At 64.7% G+C, this 21,791-nt stretch carries 19 protein-coding genes; 2 read left to right on the top strand and 17 right to left on the bottom strand.

Translation table 11 applies throughout. The annotated features are described in order from the left end of the window. Positions 1-136 precede the first annotated feature (136 nt). From KBI52_RS16935 to KBI52_RS16855, 17 genes are all read right to left on the bottom strand, one after another. Complete coding sequence (locus tag KBI52_RS16935) at positions 137-1,480, bottom strand: erythromycin esterase family protein (RefSeq protein WP_173947852.1); 1,344 nt, start codon at positions 1,478-1,480, stop codon at positions 137-139. 156 nt (positions 1,481-1,636) lie between these two features. Continuing rightward, positions 1,637-3,385, bottom strand: coding sequence for a M14 family zinc carboxypeptidase (locus tag KBI52_RS16930; RefSeq protein ID WP_210808846.1), 1,749 nt, complete (start codon positions 3,383-3,385; stop codon positions 1,637-1,639). Further along, positions 3,382-4,239 carry an ABC transporter permease gene (locus KBI52_RS16925; RefSeq protein WP_210808844.1) on the bottom strand — a complete coding sequence of 286 codons (858 nt, stop codon included), beginning with the start codon at positions 4,237-4,239 and terminating at the stop codon, positions 3,382-3,384. The genes KBI52_RS16930 and KBI52_RS16925 overlap by 4 nt, the downstream gene beginning before the upstream one ends. A 5-nt stretch (positions 4,240-4,244) precedes the next feature. Continuing rightward, positions 4,245-5,165, bottom strand: coding sequence for an ABC transporter permease (locus KBI52_RS16920; protein WP_173947849.1), 921 nt, complete (start codon positions 5,163-5,165; stop codon positions 4,245-4,247). A 106-nt stretch (positions 5,166-5,271) separates the two neighbouring features. Next, positions 5,272-6,798, bottom strand: coding sequence for an ABC transporter substrate-binding protein (locus KBI52_RS16915; protein WP_173947848.1), 1,527 nt, complete (start codon positions 6,796-6,798; stop codon positions 5,272-5,274). Positions 6,799-6,827: 29 nt separating this feature from the next. Next, positions 6,828-8,708 (bottom strand): ABC transporter ATP-binding protein, encoded by a 1,881-nt coding sequence (locus KBI52_RS16910; protein ID WP_210808842.1) that lies wholly within the window; start codon positions 8,706-8,708, stop codon positions 6,828-6,830. A 170-nt stretch (positions 8,709-8,878) separates the two neighbouring features. Beyond that, on the bottom strand, positions 8,879-10,144 hold the full coding sequence (locus KBI52_RS16905; protein WP_173947846.1) for an aminopeptidase: 1,266 nt from the start codon (positions 10,142-10,144) through the stop codon (positions 8,879-8,881). 82 nt (positions 10,145-10,226) lie between these two features. Continuing rightward, entirely contained in the window at positions 10,227-11,333 is a 1,107-nt protein-coding gene (gene modC, locus KBI52_RS16900; RefSeq protein ID WP_210808852.1) for a molybdenum ABC transporter ATP-binding protein, read from the bottom strand. Continuing rightward, positions 11,330-12,028: a molybdate ABC transporter permease subunit gene (modB, locus tag KBI52_RS16895; RefSeq protein ID WP_173947845.1), complete on the bottom strand. Its 699-nt coding sequence runs from the start codon at positions 12,026-12,028 to the stop codon at positions 11,330-11,332. Before modB ends, modC begins: the two co-directional genes overlap by 4 nt. Continuing rightward, a complete protein-coding gene (modA, locus tag KBI52_RS16890; protein WP_371823180.1) occupies positions 12,025-12,837 on the bottom strand; it encodes a molybdate ABC transporter substrate-binding protein in 813 nt (270 codons plus the stop codon). Before modA ends, modB begins: the two co-directional genes overlap by 4 nt. A 64-nt stretch (positions 12,838-12,901) precedes the next feature. After that, the gene (gene msrQ / locus KBI52_RS16885; RefSeq protein WP_173947844.1) at positions 12,902-13,546 is read right to left on the bottom strand and encodes a protein-methionine-sulfoxide reductase heme-binding subunit MsrQ; all 645 of its coding nucleotides are present in this window, start codon (positions 13,544-13,546) and stop codon (positions 12,902-12,904) included. Continuing rightward, the gene (gene msrP / locus KBI52_RS16880) at positions 13,546-14,514 is read right to left on the bottom strand and encodes a protein-methionine-sulfoxide reductase catalytic subunit MsrP (protein WP_210272137.1); all 969 of its coding nucleotides are present in this window, start codon (positions 14,512-14,514) and stop codon (positions 13,546-13,548) included. The genes msrQ and msrP overlap by 1 nt, the downstream gene beginning before the upstream one ends. A 79-nt stretch (positions 14,515-14,593) precedes the next feature. Then, the gene (locus KBI52_RS16875; RefSeq protein ID WP_173947842.1) at positions 14,594-15,265 is read right to left on the bottom strand and encodes an N-acetylmannosamine-6-phosphate 2-epimerase; all 672 of its coding nucleotides are present in this window, start codon (positions 15,263-15,265) and stop codon (positions 14,594-14,596) included. 9 nt (positions 15,266-15,274) lie between these two features. Next, positions 15,275-16,129 (bottom strand): carbohydrate ABC transporter permease, encoded by an 855-nt coding sequence (locus KBI52_RS16870; RefSeq protein WP_210808840.1) that lies wholly within the window; start codon positions 16,127-16,129, stop codon positions 15,275-15,277. Next, on the bottom strand, positions 16,126-17,058 hold the full coding sequence (locus KBI52_RS16865; protein WP_173947840.1) for a carbohydrate ABC transporter permease: 933 nt from the start codon (positions 17,056-17,058) through the stop codon (positions 16,126-16,128). The genes KBI52_RS16870 and KBI52_RS16865 overlap by 4 nt, the downstream gene beginning before the upstream one ends. Positions 17,059-17,120: 62 nt before the next feature. Next, positions 17,121-18,368: an extracellular solute-binding protein gene (locus tag KBI52_RS16860; protein ID WP_210808838.1), complete on the bottom strand. Its 1,248-nt coding sequence runs from the start codon at positions 18,366-18,368 to the stop codon at positions 17,121-17,123. Between the two features lie 77 nt (positions 18,369-18,445). Next, positions 18,446-19,234 carry a hypothetical protein gene (locus KBI52_RS16855; RefSeq protein WP_210808836.1) on the bottom strand — a complete coding sequence of 263 codons (789 nt, stop codon included), beginning with the start codon at positions 19,232-19,234 and terminating at the stop codon, positions 18,446-18,448. Positions 19,235-19,479: 245 nt separating this feature from the next. Here KBI52_RS16855 and KBI52_RS16850 point away from each other — a divergent pair, with 245 nt between their 5' ends. Together KBI52_RS16850 and KBI52_RS16845 are read left to right on the top strand one after the other, a co-directional pair. After that, a complete protein-coding gene (locus KBI52_RS16850) occupies positions 19,480-19,797 on the top strand; it encodes a hypothetical protein (RefSeq protein ID WP_173947837.1) in 318 nt (105 codons plus the stop codon). A 54-nt stretch (positions 19,798-19,851) separates the two neighbouring features. Next, positions 19,852-21,687: a DEAD/DEAH box helicase gene (locus tag KBI52_RS16845; RefSeq protein WP_173947836.1), complete on the top strand. Its 1,836-nt coding sequence runs from the start codon at positions 19,852-19,854 to the stop codon at positions 21,685-21,687. The last annotated feature ends 104 nt before the right edge of the window (positions 21,688-21,791 follow it).

Raw genomic sequence — 21,791 nt, 5'->3', positions numbered from 1 at the left:
GCTGCGAACGCCTCGAGCGCGCCCCTCGTCGGAACCGATCTACGCCATGATATAGCTTAGCTTGCACCGCCTGTCAAGAACAAAGTGAGAACATACGATCGACCCTCCTCCGCGAGAGTCGAGGTTTGCCGGCGCATCAAAGGCCGAACGGGTAGGTCTCCGGCATGCCCTTCCCATGGGCGTGGGTGAGCGGGGTCACCGCCCGGGTCTCGTCGAACCAGATGAAGGCGTCGAACTGCTCGGCCAGCACCGCCTCGAAGTAATGGCTGTAGAGTTCGGTCTCCGGCCGGTAGACCACGCCGATGGCCCGCTCGAGGCGAGGCCGAGAGAGAACCTCCGTCAGGTCGGCTTGGCCGTTCTCCCGCCAGTCGGTCAGGAAGCAGCCGAGGCCGGTCTCCCGGAAGATCCGCTCGTGGCTGTCGGGACGGGCCGGCCGGACAGCCTTCACCTGCATGGGCTCGTCCCAATCGTCGGCCGCCGCCACGGTGCCCCGATCCGTCCCGAAGCCGATCAGCACGGCCTGATCGCGGTAGGCCTTCCGGCAGAGCTCGCCGATGTTGAATTCTCCCTGCCAGCCCATGGCCGTCGCGGCGGCGTTGCCGATATGGGAATTGTGCGCCCAGACGATCGCCTTGGCGTTGTCGCGCCGGGCCAGCAGGCTCTGCAGGGTTTCGAACATGTGCCGGTCACGCAGGTTCCAGGATTCCGTCGCGCCCTCGTACATGATCCGGTAATAGTGCTCGGCCGCATGGACGATCTTGGCGTTCTGAACCGCGTCGAAGAAGGCTTCGCCGCCCTCCGCCTGGAGGTAGTCCATGCGCTTGTCCAGAATGTCCTGGAGCTGCCGCAGCAACGCTTCGTCGCAGGGCTTCTTCTGGCCGGTCAGAACCGCGCGGCCATAGCGGGCCGGGTCCGATTGCCAGGGGCTCAGACATCCGTAGCGCCCCCTCGCCTCCTTGGCCTTCTCCGGATCGACACGGTCCAGATAGTCGACAACGGAGCGGATCGATGCGTTGAGGCTGTAGACGTCGAGCCCGCGGAACTCGGCCCGCTCGTCCTCCGCCTTCTCCTTGTTGTGCTCGCGCATCCAATTGACGAAGTCATAGACTTCCTCGTTGCGCCACATCCAGGTGGGGAAGCGCTCGAAGGCTTCATCCTCCCCGTCGGGCACGTGGTGGTGACGCACATAGGCGTCGATGCGCGCAGCATCCGGCCAGTCGGCTTCCACGGCAACGATGGAGAAGCCGTGCTGTTCGATCAGGCGTTTGGTGATGGCAGCCCGTGCCCGATAGAACTCCGAGGTGCCATGGGTGGCTTCGCCCAGGAGCACGACCTTGGCGTCGGCGAACCGGTCGAACATGGCGCCGAAGGCATCTTCGTCCGAGATCGACGGCAGGGTTTCCCCGTGCTCCCGCACAAGTTCGACCGCCTCGTTGATGGAGGCATCGTTCTCGTTCTGCTTCCAGGACAGCCGGGCCATGATCGTCACTCCGCAAGGCCGGCACATTGCGTGCCGGCTCCGCCGAAGAACGATGGCGGGACTCGGCTTGTTCCCGGAACGAACGGGCTCCGGCGTTTCGTCCGGAGCCACAATTCTGTACCGAGCGGCCGAGATGTGTCGCCGTCGGTCTGAGCGCTAGGCCACTCTCGCCATGATCGACGCGTAGGCTTCCTCCGCGGCGATGACGGTTGCCATCTGCACCGTATGAGCGAAGCGATAGGCTTCGCCGTAGATCGTCTCGTCGGGGAATTCCGTGATGAGGGTCAAGGGCGAGGGATGGCGCTCGTCCGCCGTGATCAGGCACGGCACGTCGTTGATGATCTCGTAAGGAGTTCCCCCCGAATGGATCGAGCAAATCTCGATCTGACGGCGGTTGAACTCGGCGAGGCCCGGCACGGCCGACAGACCCGTCGTCACGGCTTCGATCAGCGTCCTCGCCGTCCCACTCCAGGATGGGTGATGTCGCATGATGAGGAAGAAGCCCTTCGGGATCGTCCAGAGTTCGAACCCACGCGGCAGATAGCCGGTGAGCGGCCTGGTCCATTCATGGGCCGGATAGCCGTGGAAGTTGAGGTGCAGTTGGGCGCCCGACAATGCCAGCGCCTGGTGGCGAGCACCGATCTCGTAAACCGGCTCGCCTTCGCCGTATTCCAGGTCGTTGCCGCGCGAAGTGTAGCGCGCCGCATGGTGCATATGGCGCGGATTGGCTTCGCACAGGCGTCCATGCAGCGCATAGCCGTCCGGGTTCTCGACCGGGATATAGGCGATGTTGGCGTCGGGGTTGGCCAGGAGCCGGCGCACGGCGCGCAGCGTCCCGACCGGGGCGGAGGTTTCGTTGGCATGCTGCCCGCTGGTGACGAGAACCGCGGGACGCGAGCCCGCGCGATAGATCCCCCGCACCGGCCGCCCCTCGCGGGAGATGCCTCCGAAGGTCTCTCCGGGAAGCGCAGCGAGTTCGTGGTAGATCTGGGCGAGACCGGGCGCAGCCTCCGCCGTCTCAATGTCCTGCTCGGACCTCGCCGGATTCTGCGGTTCACCGAAGGCGCGCAGGGTCACCCGAACATGCGCATCGCCGCGACCGGCGCGAATGTCCGGCACGATCTGGCCCGGCTGCACGCTCCGGTCCTCGGGAGGCCGGCCGGACCTGCGCTTGAAGAATTCGAGCAGCGAGAAATAGAAGTCCTCATGCAGGGCTTCGCGCGTGCTCATCACCTCGTCGCCGTAATCGAGAGGACGCTCGATTCCGGGGATCGTCACGTCGATCGCCAGGGTTTCCGCATAGGGCTCCGTGTCAGGCCATCCATGGGCCGCAACGCTCGCCATGACCTTCTGATAGACCTGTTCGAATTCGGTCTCGAGCGCCTCGTTCAGGTCCGGTTCGTCGCCGGGACGCCCGGTCACCCTCAGCCAGCCGGTCGGCGTGAGATCCACCTGATCGAGATGGTTGGTGCGCAGGCGGTTCGGCGCGAAAACCTCATGCTCCGCCACGCGCTCATCCTGGTATTCGAGCGTCACCCGGTAGGTCAGATCCGCAGGACCGGGTTCGAAGAGAGTCTCGACCCCGTCGAGCAGGGCCGCCAGAGGATATGTTTCGGAGAGGAAGCGCAGGCGGTCCGCCTCCTCATGCACGGGATAGCGGATGGCCACGCGCTTCAGGTTGGCGGTATCGAGCTCCTCCAGAAAAGCATGGACGAGCGGCTTATAGGCGCTTCGCAGCCAGGCGCGAATCCCGGCTCCCGCCAGTTCCGCCTCTGCGGCACGGCGCGCCGCCTCGTCTTCGAACAGCCAGGCTTCGAGCGTCACGCCGCGATGATCGCCTGCGGACCAGTCACGCAGAAGGGTATCGAGGGCGCGCGGGATGTGCTCGTCGAGCAAAGTGGTCATCGTGATGTCTGTCCTGTCGGATCAAGAAGGTCGCGCAGCCAGTCGCCCAGAAGGTTCAGGCCGAGCACGGTGAACATGATGGCAAGCCCGGGAAACACGCTGACCCACCAGGCCGTCTGCAGATAGGTGCGTCCATCGGCCAGCATGCCGCCCCAGCTCGGGATGAGCGGGTCGACGCCGAGTCCCAGGAACGTGAGGCTGCTTTCGAGAAGGATGTTGTTGGCCACGTTGAGCGTCATCAGGATGACGATGGGACCGAGCACATTGGGCAGGATGTGGGTGAAGATGATGCGTCCGTTGCCGACGCCGATGGCCCGGGCCGAGAGGATGAACTCCCGATCCCGCAGCGCCAGCACGGATCCCCGCACGAGGCGCGCATACTGGACCCATTGGGCGACGATCATGAAGAAGATGATCTTGTCGACGCCGGTTCCGAGAATGGCGAGGAACATGATGGCCAGCAGGATGAACGGGAGCGCCAGCTGGATATCGGCAAAGCGCATCAGCAGGATCTCGGCTATCCCGCGATAATATCCGGCGACGAGGCCTACGACCGTCCCGACGACGACCGCGCCCATCACGGAAAGAACGCCGACCGTGAGCGATATCGTGCCGCCGACGATGACGCGCGCCAGCACGTCGCGGCCCAGGGGATCGGTGCCGAGGGGATGGGCGAGATCCTGGAACGGCGGCGTGAGGCGGGCCATGAGGTCCATGCTCTCGCCGCCATCGGGGAAGAGGAAGCCGGAGAACAGCACGGCCAATCCCATGCTCGCGGTCAGCAATAGACCGAGAACGAGTTCGAGCGACCTGAAGTGTCGGCGCGCCGACGACACGGCCTGAGCGGCAGCCATGGGCCCTACTCCGTCCGAATACGCGGGTCGATCAGCCCATAGGCAATGTCGACCAGGAGGTTGATGAGAACGATGAAGAGCGCCAGGACCGTGATGGTCCCCTGGAGCACCGGGTAGTCGCGGTTCGAGATCGCGTCGAACGCGAGAGTGCCCATGCCGGGCCAGTTGAACACGCGCTCGATGATCACGATGCCGCCGATGAGGCCGCCGAACTGCAGGCCGATATAGGTGACGAGCGGAATGGCCGAGTTGCGCAGGGCGTGCTTGTACAGGACGACGCGGTCGCGCAGGCCTTTCGAGCGCGCCACCATGATGTATTGCTGCGAGAGCGTCTCCAGCATGGAGGTCCGCACGAGGCGCACGTTGGTGGCCGTGAGAATGATCGCCATGGTGAGCGCCGGCATCACGAAGCTCTCAGGGCCTTCCATTCCGCTCGGCGGCAGGAGTCCGAGCACGATGGAGAACAGCAGCACCATCATGATGGCGAGCCAGAAGTTCGGGAAGGACAGGCCCACGAGCGACAGGATGCGAATCATCTGATCCGGCCAGCGTCCCCGGTTCACGGCCGCGTACACGCCGAGAGGCACCGACAGGATGATCGACGCGAGAAGTGAGGCGAATGCCAGCAGGAGCGTGGCCGGCAGGGCGTTGGCAATGAGCATGGAGACGGGCGTGCCGCCCATGAAGCTCTTGCCGAAATCCCCTCTCACCATTCCTTCGAGAAACGCGACATACTGCACGTAGAAGGGTCGCTCCAGCCCGAGCGCCTGCCGGATGTTCTGCAGATCCTGCTCGGTGACGTTGCCGCCGCCCATCAGCATGATCGCCGGATCGCCCGACAGGCGGATCGCGAAGGAGACGATCAAGGTCACCGCGAGGACCACGAAAACGGCCTGCAACAATCGTTTGAGGATGAAGCCTGCCATCCTGGGGTCCTTCTTGATCTTGGAAAAACGGCCCCGCTCGCGCGGGGCCCTCATCAATGTCTTGGTTCCGGACATCGCCGCGAGGAGCAATGTCCGAAGGTATTCGTCACTCGACGGTCGTTTCCATGAACCGGAAGCGGCTGTCTGCGGGCGCATCGAAATTCTTGACCCGCTTGTTCACGCCAAAAATCGTGTTCTGGTTGTAGAGCGGGATCTCCAGCGCCTGATCGGCCACGTAGCGGGCGATCTCCTGCAGAACCTTCTCACGCTCCTTGACGTCGTACATCGTGCGCTGCTTCTCGAGCAGAGCGTTCAGCTTGGGATCGTTGTCGTAGGGGTTCCACTTCTCGCCCGAGTGATACATCAGGTAGGCGGTGTTGTCGTAGTCGAAGGTCCACCCGCCCCAGGCATTGTGCCAGGCTTCGCCCGTCTTGCCGTTCGGAATGATGTCGTTGAGCAGCACCGGCGGCTCGTGCGGCTGCAGCGAGGGCTTGAGGCCGAGCGCCTGGAGGAATCCCGCAGCGGCCTGAGCCACCTCGCGGAAGGTGGCGTCGTTGCCGCGGAAGTCGATCCGCACCGGGGCGCCGGCCGGGACCTTGGCCTGCTGCAGCATCTGCTTCGCCTTGGCGAGATCGAAAGGCAAAGGCTTCAGGCTCGGGTCGTAGCCGAAGGACAGATCCGACTGGAAGCTTGCGATCGGCTTGCCATGACCAAGGAGCACCGCCTTGATGATCGCATCCCGGTCGATTCCCATGATCAGCGCCTTGCGGACATTCACGTCCTTCGTAATGCCGTCCCGGGTGTTGAGGCGCAGGGCCACGACCGTCGGGCCGGTGATGCTGATGAGGCTCAGGTTAGGGCTTTTTTCCACCGTCGGCGCGAGGCCGAACGGGATCAGGGTTGCCACGTCGATGCGGCCTGCCTGAAGCTCGGCCACCTGCGTGTTCGCCTCCGAGATGAAGCGGGTGACGACCTTGTCGAGTTTCGGCGCGCCGCCCCAATGCTCTGGGAAGGCTTCAAGCGTGAGGCTGACCTTGGGGCTGTATTCCACGAACTTGAACGGCCCTGTGCCGACCGGGTTCAGGTTGAAGTGAGCGTCACCCTTTTCCTGGATGTATTTGGGCGGCACGATCATGCCGCCATAGCCGGCGAGCTTCGTCAGCAGAACGGGGTCCGGCTGCTTCATGACGAAGTCGACCGTCGAGTCGTCGACGACTTCCACATGATCGATGGTGTTATAGTTCGACTGCTGCGGTCCCTTCTTGCCCTCCTCGCCGAGGAGACGGTCGAAGGTGAACTTCACGGCCGCCGCGTTGAACGGCTCTCCGTTGTGGAACTTGACGTTCTGCCGCAGCTTGAAGCGGATGCGGCTGTTGTTGTCGAGAAACTCCCACGACGTCGCGAGGCCGGGCTTCAACTTCATGTCCGCGCCGCGAGCCGTGAGGCCGTCGAACATGTTGTTGGCGGCCGATGACCAATTGACCAGGAAGGTGTCGATCGGATCCCAGCTGCCTGGATCGATGGCGACGGCCGTGGTCAGCGTTCCGGCCGCCTGAGCCCCGGATGCCATCAGCGGCGCCAGGGCGACTGCGGCCGTCAGACCGAGCGCTTTCATGGTGGATGAGAATTTCATTGTGATGTCTCCCTCTGGAAAATCGTCTCTCACGCGGCCCCGCGGAGCGGATCGGATTCGATCGCGACCCAATGTCCGGGTTCGACTTCGCGCATGCGGTGAATGGCGGGCTCCTGCCCGACGGCACGAACAGGGCTGGGGATTTCTCCCTCGATCCGGGTCTCGGCGCGCTCGCGCTGCGGATCGGCGATGGGCACTGCCGAGAGCAGCTTTCGGGTATAGGAATGCTGCGGGTTCTCGAAGATCGCCTGGCGCGATCCAAGCTCGACGATCTGCCCGAGATACATCACCGCGACGCGGTGGCTGATCTTCTCCACAACGGCCATGTCGTGGGTGATGAAAAGGTAGGACAGCCGCTTTCTCTCCTGCAGCTCCATGAGCAGATTGACGATCTGCGCCTGGATCGACACGTCGAGGGCGGACACGGATTCGTCGGCGATCACGAGCTTCGGATTGCTCGCGAGGGCGCGCGCGATGCAGACGCGCTGACGCTGGCCGCCGGAGAATTCATGCGGGTAGCGCTTGGCATGCTGCGGCTGCAGACCGACCTGCTCCAGCAGCTCGTGCACGCGCCGCTCACGCTCTTTCCTGTCGTTGATCAGGCCATGGACGATGATCGGCTCGGCGATGCTGTAGCCGACGGTATGGCGCGGGTCGAGGGAGGCGAAGGGATCCTGGAAGATATACTGGATCTCCTGGCGCAGGCGCCGCCGCTCGCCCTGGCTCATGGCCGCCATGTCGCGCCCGTCGAAGCGCACGGTCCCGCCGGTCGGCTCGACGAGCTGCTGCAGGGTGCGCCCGATGGTGGACTTGCCGCTGCCGGATTCGCCCACCAGGGCCAGGGTCTCTCCGGGATAGATGTCGAAGCTAACCTCTTCCACCGCATGGACGCGGTGGGTCACGCGTCCAAAGAAGGTCTTGCCCACGTCGAAGCGCGTGGTGAGCTTGTCCACCTGCAGGATCGGCTTCGTGTAATCGGCCGTGTTCTGCTCGTGCGTTTCGCCGACGGCCTTGGCGACGCCGCCGTCCATCACCATCACGGGGGTGCGTTTGGACAGGGGCTGCCCGGTCAGGCTCCCGAGGCGCGGCACGGCGGAGAGCAGAGCCCTGGTATAGGGATGCTGGGGTGCGGCGAAGACGTCGCGCACCGGCGCCTGCTCCACCTTCTCGCCCTTCCACATGACCACCACGTCGTCGGCCATCTCGGCCACCACGCCCATGTCGTGGGTGATGAAGATGACGGCGGTGCCCATCTCCTGCTGCAGGTCGCGGATGATATTGAGGATCTGAGCCTGGATCGTCACGTCGAGGGCGGTCGTCGGCTCGTCGGCAATCAGGAGTTTCGGATTGCAGGCGAGCGCCATGGCGATCATGACGCGCTGGCGCATGCCGCCCGAGAGCTGATGCGGATAGCGGTCGAGCAGCTTGTCCGCGTCCGGCAGGCGCACCTTCTGCAGCAGCTCCTTGGCCCGCAGCCGGGCGTCACGCCCGTTCAGGCCCTGATGCAGGACGAGAGTCTCGGAGATCTGATTGCCGATGGTGAAGACGGGGTTGAGGGACGTCATCGGCTCCTGGAAGATCATCGCGATGTCGTTGCCGCGGATCTCACGGAGCCTGCCGTCGGAGGCTTTGACGAGATCGATCGCCTCGCCCCCGTCGGGGCGGAACAGCACCTGCCCTCCGGTGATGCGCCCGCCCGTGTAGTCGGTCAGGCGCATGATCGCCAGGGAGGTGACGGATTTTCCCGATCCCGACTCGCCGACGACCGCCAGGGTCCTGCCGGGCTGCACATCGAAGCTGACGTCCCTGACAGCTTTGAAGGCTCCGCTCCCCGTACCGAACTCCACCGACAGGGAGCGAACCGACAGGAGAGCTTGGTCCTGAGACCTACGATTAGCAGTGCCCGACATCCATCCACGCTCGTGAGCCGGTCCTGACCCAGCGGAAAGCCGGGCCAGTACCTCTATGATACCTGTCATCCATCACAGCTACCGAACCACTCCGTCAAGCACTGTTTGCGGCAGATCAGGCCATCGTCGGGATCATAGATCCGACCCACGCGAAAACGCCAGCACTCTTGTTACGACGTTACCCATTCGCCGCCGCGCATGAGAGGCTCGGCCCGCCCGTCCTGCGTAACGCCGTCCACGTCGACCTGGTCGGAGCCGATCATCCAGTCGATGTGGATCAGACTTTTGTTGGAGCCGTGAGAGGCAAGCTCCTCCTCGCTCATCGTTCCGCCGTTGCGGATGCATTTGCTATAGGCCTGACCAAGAGCGATGTGGCTGGAGGCATTCTCGTCGAACAGGGTGTTGAAGAAGAGAAGGCCGCTCTGAGAAATCGGCGACGAGTAAGGCACCAGCGCCACCTCCCCGAGGCGGCGCGCACCCTCGTCCGTGTCGAGGACCTTGTTCAGCACGGCCTCGCCGGTGCGCGCCTTGCTCTCGACGATGCGACCGGCCTCGAACCGGACCTGGATGTCCTGAATGAGGGTGCCGTTGTAGGACAGCGGCTTGGTGCTGCTCACGACGCCCTCGACCCGGTCCTTGTGCGGTGTGGTGAAGACTTCTTCGGTCGGAATGTTGGCGTTGCACACGACGCCGTTCTTCGCCCTGGTCGATCCGCCGTTCCACTCATGCCCGTCCGCGAGGCCCACGCGGAGATCCGTGCCGGGGCCGCGGAAGTGAAGCGCCGCATAATTCTTCTCGTTCAGTGTCCGGGTGCGCGCCTGGAGGGCTGCGTTGTGGGTTTCCCACGCGGCGATGGGATCCGGCGTGTCGACGCGGGAGGCCGAGAAGATCGCCTGCCAGAGCTTGGCCACGGCCACCTCTTCCGGGTCGTCCGGGAACACCGTCCTGGCCCAGGCCGGTGTCGCGGCCGACACGATGGTCCAGTTGATGTCGAACCCGGCGATCATGTTGAGGGCGGGCATATAGGCCTTGGAGCGGGCCCGGTTGGCGCGCGAGACCTTTTCCGGATCCTCCTTGGCGAGCAAGGACGGATCCTCACCGACGATGGCCAGACGGGCGGCGCCGTTCCTGTAGGCGGCCGCCATGCCCTCATAGAGCCAGGCCGGAGCCGTGTCGAAGCTCTCGTCCCGGCCATTCCGGAAGCGCAGGAGCGCGCTCTCCTCGTCGGAGAAGATCGTGGTCACCAGGGAGGCACCGGCCTTGTAGGCGTGCTCCGTGATGCGCCGCACCAGAGCGACGGCATCGAGAGGAGCGGTCACGACCAGTTCCTGGCCCGGCTTCAGCCCCAATCCGACCCGGACGGCGACTTCCCCCAGGCGATCGAGAAGCTTGGCATGGGATGCGGCATCGGTCGGATTCCGGAATTGTTCGTTCATGATCTCGGGCTCTCGAAGCAGAAATGGTGGCCGGAGAGGCTACACGGCTCAGACGCCGGTGCAACCTCGATGGGTGAAAATCTCACGGACGGGACGGGTTGACCGCGCCAAGGACCTCCGGATCGAAGGCGATGCTCTTGATGATGGCATGGACGAGCATGCCTGGCCTCAGGCCAAGCTCCGCGACCGATTTGCGGGTCACGCGCGCCACGAGGCCGTCGCCGCCGCAATCGAGCTGTACATCCACGCTCGCCTCCTCGGAATCCTCGATCGAGGAAATCCGTCCGGGCAGGACATTCAGGGCGCTCATCCCCGCCGGCTTGTGCAGAGAGAGCATGATGTCACGGGCACGCAGACGCACGCGCAGGGCCGTTCCGACAGGATGGTTCAGGCGCGGCACCGTCAAGGTTCCGGCCCTGGCCTGCAGGACCGTCAGAGCAAACGGATCATCGTGCCGCAGCACCCGAGCGTCGATCAGCGCGCCCGCTTCGGCAAGTCCCATGGGCACGAAGAGATGGGAATGCCGGAGGATCTCCGAGGCAGGGCCTGATGCCGTCACTCGCCCCTCGGCGAGGACGACCACGGAGGTGGCGAGCCTCGCAATCTCGGCCACGGAATGACTGACGAGAACGATCGGAACGCCGGCCTCGTCGCGCAGGCGCTCGATGTACGGGTAGATTTCGGCCTTGCGCGCCTCATCGAGGGAGGCCAGCGGTTCATCCATGAGCAGCAGGCGCGGATCCGCCAGAAGCGCCCGTCCGATGGCGGTGCGCTGCTTCTCGCCGCCTGACAACGTGGACGGCCGCCTTCCGAGCAGATGACCGATGCCCAAGAGGTCGACGACTCCGTCGAAGCTCGTCCTGCGCTGCTGTCTCGGTGTGAACCAGCGCCCGAAGAGAAGGTTCTGCCGCACGGTGAGATGTGGGAAGAGGCGCCCCTCCTGGAAGACATATCCGATCCGGCGCTGATGCTTGGGCACGAAGATGTTCTTCGCCGTGTCGACGAGCACCTGTCCCTGCACGGTGACCCGCCCCTGATCCGGCCGAACGAGACCGCCGATCGCATTCACGATCGTCGTCTTGCCGGATCCGGACGGCCCGAACAGCGCGGTGAGCTTCCCGTCCGATCGGAAGCGTGCGTCCAGGACGAATTCACCCTGCTCATGCCGGATGTCGACGTCGAGGATCATGACGCGTGAGCCCGCCGCCCGACCCGTCGCGCCAGCCATTCGGAGCACCAGAGCGCCGCCATCGAAATGGCGATGGACACGAGGGTCAGCCGCATCGCGCCGCTCTCGCCTCCCGGCACCTGCGTGTAGGCAAAGATGGCCGTCGGGATGGTCTGCGTCTCGCCCGGAATGTTGGACACGAAGGTGATCGTCGCGCCGAACTCGCCCATCGCCTTCGCGAAGGACAGCACCATGCCGGCAATGATCCCCGGCAGGATCAGCGGCAGCGTCACGACCGCGAACACCCATGCGGGGTGCGCCCCCAAGGTGCCTGCCGCGTCTTCCAGCTTGCGGTCGACCGACGCGATGGACAGACGGATCGCCCGCACCAGCAGCGGGAAGCCCATGACCGCACAGGCGAGCGCCGCCCCCGTCCAGCGGAAGGACAGGACGATGCCGAACTGCTCGGCGAGAAACGCCCCGATGGGACCGCGCCGCCCGAAGCCGACGAGCAGGAACCAGCCGACGACGACCGGCGGCAACACGAGCGGCAGGTGAACGATCACATCCAGGGCCTGCCGCCCCCAGAAACGCCCGCGTTCGAGAAGCAACGCGATTGCGATCCCCGGGACGAGGCTCGCGGTCATCGCCACGAAGGCAACCTTCAGGCTGAGACGGACGGCGGTCCATTCTTCCGGAGAAAGCCAGTCGGTCACGAACCGGAGGCCGCCTTGCCGACGAACGTGAAGCCCTGCCTGTCGAAGAAAGGCTTCGCCTTGTCCGTGCGCAGGAAAGCCAGGAACGCCGCGGCGTCGGGATTTGTTGATTCCTTCGTGAGCGCCACCGGGTAGACGATGGACGGATGGCTCTCCTGCGGGAATGTGGCGACGATGCTCACGTTAGGATCGGCAACGGCATCGGTCTTGTAGACAATCCCGAGCGGCGCCTCGCCGCGGGATACGAGAAGAAGAGCGGCCCGCACGTTGTCGGCTTGCGCGACCTTGTCCTTCACGCCCGACCAGGCCCCGAGATACTCAAGCGCCGCCTTGCCGTATTTGCCGGCCGGTACCGCATCCACATGCCCCATGGCCAGGCGGTCGCCTCCGAGGATGGACGCGAGATCGATCCCGGGCCGCAGTGGGACTTGTGTCGGCGAGCCCTTGGGCGCAACGAGGACTAGGGTGTTACCGAGCAGGTTGACCCGGCTCTCGGGCTTGATCAGCCCCCGGGAGGCTGCGTATTCCATCCAGTCGAGGTCGGCCGAGGCAAAGAGATCCGCAGGGGCGCCGGCCTCGATCTGCTTGGCCAGGACGTTGCTGGCGGCATAGGAGACCGTGATCCGCTTGCCAGTCTCCCGTGTCCACGAGGCGCTGGCGTCATCGAGGGCGTTCTTCAGGCTGGCCGCTGCGAAAACCACCACATCCCGGGTCTGCGCCATGGCTCCGCCAGCCAGCACGCACATGGCGAGAAGACCGAAGAGGCCCGCCTTCGCAAGCCTCCCGATCGAATGTGGTGCCGAACGCATCTCGTCTCTCCCGGCTGGCGGTGTCCTGCCTGATGCAGGCATCCTACCGATCCTCGACCGGCCATCAAGCCGGTCGGCGCCGCGCGGATGGCTTCTTCACGCTGGACCGGATCAGCCGGTAGCCGAGCAGCACGGCAACGATGGCCGCATAGATGATCGGCTCGGGCGGCCAGGACTTGACCACGAGAAGGAAATGAAGCGCCGCCCCGATGGCCGCCGCGTAGACGAGGCGATGCAGCTTCGCCCAGGCCTGCCCGCCCATGCGCCGGATTGCGGCATTGTTGGAGGTGACGGCCAGAGGCACGAGGATCACGAAAGTCGCCATGCCGATGGTGATGTAGGGCCGCTTCACGATGTCGGCCACGATGGCCGGGAGATCGAGCCCCTGATCGAGCACCAGGTAGGTGAGAAGGTGCAGAGCGGCATAATAGAAGGCGAGCAGCCCGACCGCCCGGCGATAGCGCAGCAGGTTGACATTGAACAGCTGGCGCAGGGGCGTGATCGCCAGGGTGGCGATCAGGAAGCGCAGTGCCCAGAGGCCGAGGCCCTGCTCCAGGTACCGCATCGGATCGGCCCCGAGTTGGTCCGTGACGCCGGCATAGAACAGCCACACGGCCGGAATGAAGCCGACGAGATACACGGCGATCTTCGGCACCTGGGGCAGAGCGAAGGCTTTCTTCTCGCCCTGAACGGAGGCTCGTCCTGCCATCAGTAGAATTTCCGCAGGTCCATGCCGGTATAGAGGCTTGCCACCTGGTCGGCATAGCCGTTGAACATGAGCGTCGGACGGCGTTTCACGAAGAGGCCGCCCTCGCCGATGCGCCGCTCGGTCGCCTGGCTCCAGCGCGGGTGGTCGACGCTCGGGTTCACGTTGGCATAGAAGCCGTATTCGCTTGGAGCCTGCCGGTTCCAGGACGTCTCCGGCTGCTTCTCGACGAAGCTGATCCGGGTGATCGACTTGATGCCCTTGAACCCGTACTTCCATGGAACGACGAGCCGGATCGGTGCGCCGTTCTGGTTCGGCAGGGTCTCGCCGTAGAGTCCCACGGCCAGGATGGCCAGGGGGTTCATGGCCTCATCGAGGCGCAGTCCCTCCACATAGGGCCAGTCGAGCACCGGGAACATCGACTGGACCCCGGACATCTCCTCCGGCCGATAGGCAGTCTCGAAGGCGACGTATTTCGCGCTGCCCAAGGGCTCCACCCGCTTGATCAGGTCCGCCAGTGGGAACCCGACCCAGGGGATGACCATGGACCAGCCTTCGACGCAGCGCATGCGGTAGACGCGCTCCTCGAGGGCGGACGACTTGATGAGATCCTCGACGGCAAACTCGGCCTTCTTGCCCACCATGCCGTCGACCTTGACGGTCCAGGGCGAGGTTTTGAGGCTCCCGGCATTCGCCGCGGGATCCTCCTTGCCGGTGCCGAACTCGTAGTAGTTGTTGTAGCTCGTGACATCCTCGCGGCTGGTCTTCTTCTCGTCCGTGGAGAACGGGCTCTTGGCGGCCGACAGGGGCGCGGCCTCCAGGCCCAGCGGCAGGGCCGCCGACAAGGCCAGACCGGCGGCGCCGGCCATCCATTGGCGGCGGTTGAGATAGACCTCACGAGGGGTGATCTCGGAGGGAAGGATATCGGCAGGGCGGCGGATCAGCACGGCATCACCTCGTTGGGAACCCATTGTGAATGGGTACACCCGGGAATGCCAGAGGGGCTCTCACGTTTGCGTTACAAGCTATCTTTTCCGACCGTGGCGGTCCCTAGGACCCGATGGCCCGGACAAATCTCCGCGTGATCTCGCGCGGGTTGGTGATCGCGGTGCCGACCACCACCGCATGAGCCCCTCGCCTGAAAGCTTCCGCAACGAGATCCGGCGTATCGAAGCGACCTTCGGCCACGACAGGAACCGGGAGCTCGGCCACGAGAGCCGACAGAAGCTCCAGATCCGGCCCATCTGACCTGCGGGAAGCCGTCTCCTCCGTGTAGCCGGAAAGCGTCGTCGCGACATAGGTGGCGCCGGCGGCATGGGCCGCCCGCCCTTCGTCCGGCGTGGCGATATCGGCGAAGACCTCCCGGTCCAGTTCCGCACGAATGCGACCGATCAGGCGCGCCACCGGCTCGCCGTCGCGCGGACGCGGTGTGGCGTCGAGGCCGATGATGTCGGCCCCGGCCTTCGCGATCTGCGCCGCCTGCTCGATGCCCGGCGTGATGTAGACCGGGAAGCGGTCGTCCCACACCTTGGCGATCCCGATGATCGGAAGCTTGGTCACCGCGCGGATCGCCGCGATATCGCCCACGCCGTTGGCGCGGATGCCCCTGGCGCCGCCCGCCTCCGCCGCCTGCGCCATGGCGGACATGTAGACCGGCCCGTGCAGCGGGTTGTCGGCACGGGCCTGGCAGGAGACGACGAGGGCGCCTTGCGGGATCAGCATGTCCTGCTCCTACTTCACGGCGCCGGCCGTCATGCCCTGGATGAACTGGCGCGACAGGGCGATGTAGAGAAGCGTAATGGGCGCCGCCGCGATCGTGAGACCGGCGAACAGCATGCCCCAGTCGGTGGTGTATTCGCCCATGAAGGTGGTCAGTCCCTGCGGCAGGGTCTTGCGCGCATCCGTCTGGATGAAGACGAGCGGGAAGAAGAAGTCGTTCCAGATCGGCACCGCATTCTGGATGGCGGCGATCGCCATGGGCGGACGCGCCAGCGGCAGCATGACCGACCACATGATGCGCGGCTCCGAGGCGCCGTCGATGCGCGCCGCATCCTCAAGCTCCGCCGGCAGGGTGCGCAGGAATCCCGCCATGATGAACACGGTCGACGGCAGGCCGATGGCCGTGTAGGTGACGATCAGGCTCCAACGGCTGTCGAGAAGCCCGAGATCCCGCAGCAGGATGAAGAGCGGGATGACGGCAAGCTTCAAGGGCAGCATCAGCCCGGCCAGGAAGAACAGCAGGATGAAGGTGTTGGTGCGCGACTCGTAGCGCGCCACCGCATAGCCCGCCATGGTGCCGAGCACCAGGATCAGGAGGATCGAGGTGCCGGTCACGAGGACCGAGTTGACGAAATAGACCGGCATCGCGGTTTCGCCGAGCACCTTGGCGAAGTTCCCGACCTGCGTGAAGTCCGGCAGGGCGAAGGGATGCTCGAAGATCTCGCCCGTGGTCTTGAAGGCGGAGAGCACCATCACGACGACGGGATAGAGCATGATGAACGAGTTCGCGATCAGGATGACCTGAGCGAGCAGGACGAAGGGAACCGCCTGGCGGGTTGCCGGCGTATCGGACGTGACGGCGGTCAAAACTGGATCTCCCGACGGCGCAGCCACAGGGTCAGCATGGACGCGAAGACGACGATGAAGAGGAACAGGAGCGTGGCGAGCGCCGACCCCATGCCGAAATTCTGGATGCTGGCGCTCTGGTTGCCGAAGGCCGTTCGATAGAAGACCAGGCCGAGCACGTCGGTCGAACCGAAGGGCGATCCGTCGAGCCCGGCCATCACGTAAGGGATCTCGAACCAGTTGAACGCGCCGATGAAGAGCAGCGTGAACAGGATGGTGGTGCTCGGCGCCACCAGCGGCCACACGATGGTCTTCAGAAGCTGCCACTCGTTGGTGCCGTCGAGCCGGGCCGCCTCGATGACCTCCGGGGGAATCCGCTGCATGCCGGCGAGATAGACGAGCGCCGGGAAGCCGACGAAGTGCCAGGCATTGGCGAGGATCAGCGCCCCGAGTGCCGTGGAGGAATCGCCGAGCCAGGGCCTGGCCCATGAATCGAGACCCAGTGAGTAAAGAGCCTGATTGATGATGCCGAAATTGGGATTCAGGAAGAGCTTCCACAGGAAGCCGACGATGATCGTCGAGAGCACCACCGGGACGAAGATCGCAATGCGGTGGAAGCGAAAGCCGAAGGGCTCCTTGTAGAGGAGCCAAGCCAGGAGGAAGCCGCCGCCGTTCTGAATGATCATCAGGGCGATCAGCGCATAGACGTTGTGCAGGAAGGCGTTCCAGACAACGGGCGCCATGGTGGCGCCGAACAGCACCTCCCTGAAATTCTTCAGGCCGACGAACTCGCCGCGCGCCAGGCCCTGCCAGTCGTAGAAGGCATAGGCGAAGGCCGACAGGATCGGGTAGACCACGAACAGCGACATGAACACGATGGGCGGGACGACGAGGAACGCCACCCATAATCGGTGCTTCAGCGTGCGGGGCTGCTGGCGCGAGACGTGCATGAAATCAAAAGCTCTCAGGATGGGCGACAGGCGATGAAGCCCGTCGCCCCTTCGTCGAAGTCTTACTTCTGGAATGGCTTGTAGTAGGTCGCGATGCCCTTGTTGATCTCGGCAGCGGCCTGCTCAGGGGTCTGCTGCCCGGCGAGCATCTTCTGAACGTTGGACTGCAGCAGCACCGAACCGCTCGGCTCCTGATAGCGGAACCGCACGAGCATCAGGTACGACATGGAGTTCTCGGCGAGCTTCGCCACGTCCTGCGTGATCGGGTCCTCGATCTTGATGCCCTTGATCGGCGAGAGGTTCTTGAGCGCGTTGGTGAAGGCGGTGCCGTATTCCGGGGTCGCCAGGAAGCGCACGAACTTGAGTGCCGCGTCCTTCTTCTCGGTCTTGGCGTTCACCGCATAGCCGCCATCGTAGTAGGTGGCGATCAGCGCCTGGTCGCCCGCCTTCAGGACCGGAGCGGGAAACACGCCGAGATCCAGCGTGGGGTTCTGATTCTTGAAGTTCGCCACCTCGTAGGAGCCGCCGGCGAACATGGCCGCGCGGCCGGCCACGAAGAGCTGCTGCGCCGACGGATAGTCCACGCCGATGAAGTTCGGCGCGAAGTACTGGCTGATGTCCTTCAGCTTGGCCAGCGCATTGACGAAACGCGGATCGGTGAAGTTCGCCTTGCCGGACACGATGTCCGCCTCGAACTCCTTGCCCAGCATGGAGGAGAGCAGACCGCCCACGATCGTCTCATTTTGCCAGGCCGTGGCCGTGCCGTTGGAGAACGGGTTGATGTTCTTGGCCTTGAGCGCCTGGGCCAGCGCCATCATCTCGTCCCAGGTCTTCGGCGGGTTCAGCCCGTTATCCTTGAAGATCTTCTTGTTGTAGACGACGAGCTGGGCCTGCATGGCGAAGGGAACAGCGTAGACCTTGCCGTCCGAGCGTAGGGTCTCGGCCGCGAGCGCCGGCTCCGGGAAGTTCGCCAGCTCCGGCACGTTCTGCTGATCAAGGGCGAGCAGGTAGCCGGGGGTCGCGATCGTCTCGAGATTGCCGTAGGCGCGAACCTGGATCACGTCCGGGCCGCGGCCGGCGGCGAGCGCCGTGGAGAGAATCGTCTGATAGTTCTCGGGCGCGTAAGTTTCGAACTTCACCGTGATGCCCGGCTCCTTGGCCTGGAACTTCTTGATGATGTCCTGGTAGAAGGCTTTATCCTCCTGGCGCCAGCTCCAGAAGGTCAGCTCGGTCTGGGCCATGGCGGCGGTGCCGGAGAGAAGCATGCTGCCGGCGGCGGCAGCCATCAGAATGCGTCGGGTCAGCTTCATTGTCGGTTCCCTCATTGTTGAAGTCCTTGTCCTCCCACCGCAGGGCATGAACCTCGGCCATGCCTCACGGAATTTCTTCAGCCATACGGCTCGGCTGCGACGACGAGAAACGTCGCGTCGTCATGGGTTTTAACACGCGGATAAAGGCCTGCCATGAGGTCGCTCCGCTCCCTGTCGCGCAATTCCTGCAACAGGTCAGCGCCCCGGCCGGCGGCCAACTCGGAATGAAGGGTGCGGTCCGAATAGGCCTCGAACACGTCCACGAGCCGCATGAAACCATCGGTTGCAAGCACGATGGGCTCGCCCGATCCCACCTGCGCGTCGAAACGCAGTTCCTGTCCGGCCCAGGGCCGCAATGGGTTCACCACCCAGTAGCCGTCGGGGCGATTGAGCCTGCCGCGGTTTTCGAGAATCTGGCGCCTCACGGCCTCCGGAATGGAGCCAGGCGCGTGCTCGCGGGCTCCGAGGGCGGCCAGCGTCTTCCTCTCGAACGGCTTCGCCCGCTCGTCGCTCCAGCGGACGATCCCCTGCTCGGTCGGGATCAGGGCGATCACGTCGCCCAGGAAGCGGCCGTGAATGGCGACCTGCCCGTCCCTCCCTGTCCGGGCCTCGATCAAACCGAGACAGGCCGACGGGGCATGGTGATCGTCGACAGGCGGGACATGGGTCGTGATCGCCCGGAAGGCCGTATCGATCTCGTATTCGAGGTGCCGCAGGATCGCATCGGGGTTCCCGTCTCCGGCAAGTCCCGTCAGGCTGTCGCCGACGAGACCGGCGAGCCAGGCGGCATCGCTGCCGCCAGGAGTGACCTGCTCGTCGGACAGGCCGGTCGCGCCGTCGATGACCCAGGCCAAAGAGCCAGACAAGCCGATCCCGTCCTCGTTGATACGGGACCCTGGGAGGGACAGCCGGTCCAGAGGCCGGAAACGGGGTATGGGGCTGGTCGCGTTCACAGGTTAACTGGTCTCATATTGGTTGCCTGCTGTCCATACTGGTCTTAACGGCTTTTAACACCCTTCCGGAGGGGCAAAAGGGTTGCGTGGGGTCGGTTTGATCGAATCCCGGACCTAGGCGTTGATCCTTTGATGAACCCCGAGGCGAAGGGACAGCCATGGTCACCCTGGAGATAGACGGCAAGGCGGTTGCCGTGACGAATGCGGACGAGGATCAAGCCCGCGAACTCTTTCTCAGCGAGAGCTTTAAAGATGACCTAAAGTCGTTTAAGAGCGAGGGCCGCTCCCTCTGGGACGGCTCAGCTGCCTTGACGACACGGCCCGCATCGGAACACGAGATCGATGCCTTCTACGAAGCCCTGGACGAAGAGGACGAGGTCGACGAAGACGACGAAGACTATGATGACGACCTCGATATCGATGTCGTGTTCCTGGTGTCCATCGACGAAATTGACGACGCCGCTGCCTCCGGCTGATCATCCTTATCGGAGCCCTCGCAGGCTCCCCAGACACGGTTCAGCCTTACTCACATGCCTTTTCCCAAAACGAATCCCAGCCTTGAGCGCGCCCTCGTCGACAAAGGCTACAACGATCCGACTCCCGTCCAGGCTGCCGTCCTGCAGCCGGACGCACTCGATCGCGACCTCCTCGTGTCGGCCCAGACCGGCTCCGGCAAGACGGTGGCGTACGGCCTCGCCATGGCGTCGACCCTCCTCGGCGACAGCGAGCGTTTCGAGGCCCCGCGGGAGCCGCTGGCTCTGATAATCGCCCCGACCCGCGAGCTCGCCCTCCAGGTCAACCGGGAGCTCATCTGGCTCTACGGGCCGGCTGGCGCGCGGGTTGTCTCCTGCGTCGGCGGCATGGACGTGCGCCGGGAGCAGCGCGCGCTCGCCGATGGCTGCCATATTGTGGTCGGCACCCCGGGCCGCCTGCGCGACCACCTGGAGCGTGGACGCCTCGACACCTCGAAGATGCGCGTCGTCGTGCTCGACGAGGCTGACGAGATGCTCGATCTCGGCTTCCGGGAGGACCTGGAGTTCATCCTGGACGCGACCCCGGAGGAGCGCCGCACGCTTCTGTTCTCCGCCACGTTGCCCAAGAACATCATCGCCCTGGCCCGGCGCTATCAGCGCGAGGCCCATCGCGTCGATACCCTCGTGGAGAACGAACCGCACGGCGACATCGAGTACCGCGCCCTCCGGATCGCACCCAATGAGGTGGAGCACGCGGTCGTCAACGTGCTGCGCTTCTACGAAAGCCGCGGCGCCATGGTGTTCTGCCACACCCGCGAGGCCGTGCGGCATCTGCACGCCAGCCTGATCGAGCGCGGTTTCGCGGCCGTTGCCATTTCCGGCGAACTGACCCAGAACGAGCGCAGCAATGCCCTTCAGTCCCTGCGCGACGGGCGGGCCCGGGTCTGTGTCGCCACCGACGTGGCGGCGCGCGGGATCGACCTTCCGGATCTCGGCCTCGTGATCCATTTCGATCTGCCCAACGATCACGAGACGCTTCTGCACCGCAGCGGCCGCACGGGCCGTGCAGGCCGCAAGGGCGTCTGCGTCATGCTCGTGCCCTACACCCGCCGCCGCAAGGCGGAGCGCCTCGTGGACATGGCGGGCGTCGACGTGACCTGGGCCGGTCCGCCCTCGGCCGACGAGATCCGCCTGCGGGACCGGGACCGGCTGATGCAGGATCCGATCTTCGCTGAAGAGGTGACGGAAGACGATCTCGCCATGGCGCAGGCGCTGCTCGCTCAACGGTCGGCGGAGGAGATCGCGAACGCTCTGGTTCGTTTCCATCGCGCGCGTCTGCCCGCACCGGAAGAGATCGTCGATACGGGTCCGGACCGCGAACCCCGCCAGCGCAAGGACAAGCGCGAGCGGCAGGAAGAACGCCTGCGCGGCTTCAAGGACAAAGGACGGGATTCGTCCGAAGGAGGCTTCGAGCGCTCCTCCGAGGACATGGTATGGTTCCGCATGAGTGTCGGGCGGCGCAACAACGCCGATCCCCGCTGGCTGCTGCCGATCATCTGCCGCCTCGGCCATGTGACGAAGAAGGAGATCGGCTCGATCAAGATCTTCGACCGCGAGACCAAATTCGAGATCGTCAAGTCACACGCGCCGAAATTCGCGTCCGCCGTGCGCAAGACGAACGACGAGGATATCCGCATCGAGCCGGCCGATGCCGGCCCAGGCAAACTCCGCGACACGAAGGCACGCGACGGCAAGCCGTGGGACCGCCCGAAGGGCAACGGTCCCAAGGACAAGGGCGGCCCTCCCGCGCACAAGAAGCAGAAGGACAGCCGGGGCCCCAAGGACGGAAAGCGCGCGAAGTCCAAGGAACGCTCGTCGGACAAGCGCCCCTGATGACTGGAAGAGGCCGGGGCATCCCATGTCCCGGCCTGTTGCAGGAGAGCCGCGGCAAGGAGACACGCGTCGGACTTCTCCACCCCCCGGATGGGATACCGTCT

The sequence above is a fragment of the Microvirga sp. HBU67558 genome (genome assembly GCF_018069605.1).
Lineage (GTDB): Bacteria > Pseudomonadota > Alphaproteobacteria > Rhizobiales > Beijerinckiaceae > Microvirga > Microvirga terrae.
This window is presented reverse-complemented; position numbering and strand designations above follow the sequence as displayed.